Source organism: Rhizobium sp. CSW-27 (assembly GCF_018760785.1).
Taxonomy (GTDB): domain Bacteria; phylum Pseudomonadota; class Alphaproteobacteria; order Rhizobiales; family Rhizobiaceae; genus Neorhizobium.
Map to the genome: position 1 here is coordinate 1 of NZ_JAHHZO010000041.1, position 3,664 is coordinate 3,664.

The 3,664-nt window shown below is 53.5% G+C and carries 5 protein-coding genes; 1 reads left to right on the top strand and 4 read right to left on the bottom strand.

Translation table 11 applies throughout. The annotated features are described in order from the left end of the window. Positions 1-235: 235 nt before the first annotated feature. The 4 genes from KLP42_RS26340 to KLP42_RS27340 all read right to left on the bottom strand — a co-directional run bounded on the left by KLP42_RS26340 (position 236) and on the right by KLP42_RS27340 (position 2,410). Positions 236-811, bottom strand: a complete 576-nt coding sequence (locus KLP42_RS26340) for a hypothetical protein (protein WP_215571130.1) — start codon at positions 809-811, stop codon at positions 236-238. 206 nt (positions 812-1,017) lie between these two features. Further along, positions 1,018-1,839, bottom strand: coding sequence for a ParB/RepB/Spo0J family partition protein (locus tag KLP42_RS26345; RefSeq protein ID WP_215571131.1), 822 nt, complete (start codon positions 1,837-1,839; stop codon positions 1,018-1,020). Continuing rightward, positions 1,836-2,234 carry a hypothetical protein gene (locus tag KLP42_RS26350; RefSeq protein WP_215571132.1) on the bottom strand — a complete coding sequence of 133 codons (399 nt, stop codon included), beginning with the start codon at positions 2,232-2,234 and terminating at the stop codon, positions 1,836-1,838. The genes KLP42_RS26345 and KLP42_RS26350 overlap by 4 nt, the downstream gene beginning before the upstream one ends. Beyond that, positions 2,231-2,410, bottom strand: a complete 180-nt coding sequence (locus KLP42_RS27340) for a ribbon-helix-helix protein, CopG family (RefSeq protein WP_353844945.1) — start codon at positions 2,408-2,410, stop codon at positions 2,231-2,233. Before KLP42_RS27340 ends, KLP42_RS26350 begins: the two co-directional genes overlap by 4 nt. 116 nt (positions 2,411-2,526) lie before the next feature. On the opposite strand from KLP42_RS27340, the gene KLP42_RS26360 reads away from it, so the two are divergent. Then, positions 2,527-3,105, top strand: a complete 579-nt coding sequence (locus tag KLP42_RS26360; protein WP_215571134.1) for a hypothetical protein — start codon at positions 2,527-2,529, stop codon at positions 3,103-3,105. The last annotated feature ends 559 nt before the right edge of the window (positions 3,106-3,664 follow it).

The following is a 3,664-nucleotide window of genomic DNA, read 5'->3' on the forward strand; positions in this document are numbered from 1 at the left end:
GCGAACTCGCAGATCAACAGAGAGAGCTTTTGACATATCTGCCGACCTCCATCGGCAGATAGTTTGAATCAGAACATCGCTGATTTGCAAAGACCCGAAGATTCATTCAGTCAGGGAACCGCTCTAACCTCCACTTGCGGAAACAATAGGCTGCCGACGCGGCCCCTTTGACGATAGCCGCGAATGATGTTCGTAAGGACGGGATCAACCACACGTCGAGAGTTGTACGGCGACATCAGTCTTTCCTTTGGTGAGAGCTAATCGAGTGAGTGGGGCGCGCGAGGTGACCGGTATGATCAGGATAAGACATGAGCGACATGGTTGTCGGGGGCTCAACACGCACCACCAGGCCGAGAGCAACGGCTTCGTCAATCCAAGTGCTTAAATTCTTCTTGTGCTGCTTGTCACGAGGGCGTTGAAGCTCTTGGTCAGATCTTAGATAATTTCGAACCGTCACGTCAGTCGTGCCAAGGCGAGCCGCGATCTGCGTCAAGTTGAAGCCATTGGAACGGAGGTAACGGCATAGAAAGTTATATGCAGTTGGCACTCGGTACTTCTTGCCGTTCTGCTGGCCGTATCCCGCCTCTGTCAGCGTCTTCGCAAGCCGCGTCGCTTTTTCGGAGCCAAGCAGTTTCGTAACCGAGCCCCTGGCCTGACCCTTGCCCTTATTGATGTAGAGATGTCTGCCCCGAAAATGGAGCAGGAATTCTGCCGCATCATCCATGCCCAAGGCTTCAACGATTGGCCAAATATTGGCCGGCACTAAAGCCGTGTGTTTGCTACCGTCGAGGTTTTGCCAACTGATATTCATGAAGCTTGAACCGTGCCATTGCTCGGTTCACATAAGATCAGTTGCAAAGGTCTGTGGACAGCCGCAAGGGCTTGCAGGTCAGGGAGAGGACGCCAGCCAAATATACCGCCGATGCAGCGCTGTATGGTAACACGTATGCGCCCGTCGACAACGCTCGCCGTTAAGACGAGGCTGGTGGGTAAGTACAGTGGCAGGTTTCGTCGTTGCTAGCCGTTCTGCTCGAGCCCCACAGCCACGCGCTGCACAACGGCTTCAACTTCGGTTTCCTGGTCGCCGTGTCCGATGATGGACAACGCCTCCCGCTGTTCTGTCGCGTTCATCTGGCCCCAAGCGGTGAGAAAGCGATTCAAATTGGAGGCCTTCCGGTCCAATTTTCTGTATGTGGGCTGGACTGCCTTCAGTGCCGCTTGAATATCGAGCCCTAAGTTTAAAGCCGTGTTGATCTGCAGCTGCTTCTGAGGTTCCATCGATGCGATCTTGAGAAGCAGTGACTGATTGAAAGCCGTTGGAGTGCCGACCAGTCTTTTTTTCAGGCTTGGTGAGAGATGATCTGCGATCTGGCAGAGCCTTCTCGCTGTACGACCAGATATGCCGATCTGCTTTGCTGACTGCTCCGACAATCCAAGCTCCGTGAGAAACTCGGCCATGTTGGCCGACTTTTTCGGGCGGCCGACTTTCACCCCCTTGAGCGCAAACCATTCCTTGACGAACGTAGCACGGTCCAACTCCGAAAGGTCGTGGCGAAACAGGTTCTCTGCAATCTCCAGCATACGTGCCTCTGATGCCGTTCGGACAGTTGCATCGATCTCATCGAGTTGAAGTAACTGATGTGCCCGATAGCGGTGCAGTCCGAAGATGAGAGTGTAGGGTCTGGAGGCTGCATTCGATCTGTAAACTGCGATGGGCTGGAGCGCGCCGTTTTCTTTTATTGAACTCGCAATAAACCGAGCACGTTCCTCATCAAGTCCCCGCAACCGGTTATCGGGAACAAGAATGCGGTCTAATCGAAGGCGCGTCGAATTGTTCATGTCGCACCATGGCGGGACAATGACCTCTCGATTTGCAGTGCCATCCGCTCATAGGTCGTGACAAACATTGGGCTTTTCATTCGCTCGTTCACGGTACGTAGCGCGAAGTGAATAGAGGTCCTTTGCCTTCCCTGGAGGCGAGCAATTGTGCGTTGCTCCATCGCCAATCGATCAACCATTAAATGAATAGCAATCTGTCGCGCAAACTTCGCATCCATCATGCTGGTCGGCGGTTTTCGGATCTGCGCAAGGGACAGCCAAGAAAACTCGCTCTGCACCGCACGCAATGCTTCCTCGGCGCATTCGAGACTTTGAACGCCTAGATGCGGTTGGCTGGATACGCCTGAATATTTACGGTGCTTACGCTCTCGCTCGGCGGTCGCTGATCGGTTCATTTCACAAGGTAGCCTTTGTCTACCAGCTGTTCAAGGATGAGCCTTCGTATCCCCTCTGGCCTACTTGGCAAATCGGCTTGCCGCTTCCGGAACTCGTCAAGGGCTTCGATCACGTCACGGGGCAGTCGTACGGTTACAGGCTCAGTATCTGAGGGAGGCCGTCCTATTTTTGACATTTTGAATTTCTGACACCATTAATTGACTTCGTGAATTTACGATGTCATAAAGGTATCGGCTATGCAAGGTGCGCTAACACCCTGCATAGCCTAACTTCAGGCAAAGGAGCGTCCCCATGCCAAAAGCTGTAGGCAGCAATAGCACACCCGCGTCCGATGGTCAGCCAGATGATTTCACTGCTCTTTTTGAGCTAACTGCAAATGCGGCTTTCCGGCTCATCGACCGAATGATTTCGGCTCGTTTGGAGCGCCAGAAGCTTAACGAGCCTTACAATCCGGCTCTTATCCGAAACCAACTCTGGCCGGAGTTGTTTGAGCGCATCGACGACATCGTGAGCACCGTTTATGCCGACCACGGCCTCAACTTGCCAGAGCCGGGGAACGGTCGGCCGACTTCTCAATACTTCCACATGGTCCGGCACAAGCTTGGCGCTTCGCGCGATCAGTTTGAGGCAGGAAGTCTCCTGCCTTGGATAGAGATGAAGATCAGGCGCGACGCTGAACGGGTATCGGCCACGCTTGAAGCAGGCACGAGCGATACCATCTCGCTACGCGACCAAATCATCTCGCAAAAAGCGAGGGAGGGCATCTCTCCGGCAGATCTTTCTCAGGCGTTCAACCTGAGACGGAGCGCGATAGACAGAATCATCGCCCGCCTGACCGATGAGCCAACCGTGACGAAAAGATCCGCTTGAATTTGGCATTCTCTGCAAAGCGCGGCAACGTAAGTCGCGCTTTTTTGCTGCCAATCTTGGACTGCATTTTGGGCGATGATGGTCCTCGATTTCCGGTGAATGCTGTTCTCACTCAAGCAGGGAGACAGCTATGCCACGCACAGGGTACGTTGATGAAATTCGAGCCCGATACATCTTCAGCAATGTAACGCCGGTCTGGCTCCTAGTTTTTTGGCGGCTGGTTCGCGGAGAAGCCAGAGGGGATTTCGCCAAGGCATACCGGTTGCTTCCAGACCGTATTCCCGCTGGAACAATTTCTCCTTCCATTGAAGAGTGTGCAGCAATTCTAGCGCATTACAGGCTCGCTTGATGGAGTGGTATGCGCGCCAGCGCGGCTTGCGCTTGCTTCCTCGCTTTCCGGTTCACCTATCGTCACTTTGCGCCAAGAGCGGTCATTAGAGCGGTTCCCTGACTGAATGAATCTTCGGGTCTTTGCAAATCAGCGATGTTCTGATTCAAACTATCTGCCGATGGAGGTCGGCAGATATGTCAAAAGCTCTCTCTGTTGATCTGCGAGTTC